The organism is Pseudoalteromonas sp. 19-MNA-CIBAN-0066, assembly GCF_040308705.1.
Lineage (GTDB): Bacteria > Pseudomonadota > Gammaproteobacteria > Enterobacterales > Alteromonadaceae > Pseudoalteromonas > Pseudoalteromonas nigrifaciens.
In genome coordinates, this window is sequence record NZ_JBEONZ010000394.1 from 1 (window position 1) to 240 (window position 240).

1 pseudogene is annotated in these 240 nt (G+C 43.8%); it reads right to left on the reverse strand.

Annotation, left to right across the window (positions count from 1 at the left end):
• A pseudogene (locus AAEZ18_RS19570) lies at positions 1-240 on the reverse strand (glycosyltransferase); the annotation flags it as partial.

Here is a 240-nt window from a genome sequence, read left to right on the forward strand (position 1 = left end):
CCTTTAAGGCCATATAGTTCTGGCTTAAAAGTGGTGAGTTTCTTCCAACCACGCTCCGGTCCTGCTGGTAAATCCATCTCAGGGATAGGATGACAAATGACCGCAGGGTCGATGCCCGTGCTGTCATCGGTTAAGCAAATCATCTGAAAATCTAAGGTCAAATGGCGATTGACCATATTGTATAGACGGTTGACGTATTCAGGACCGTACTTATCACCCCATTTCATACAAATAATATAT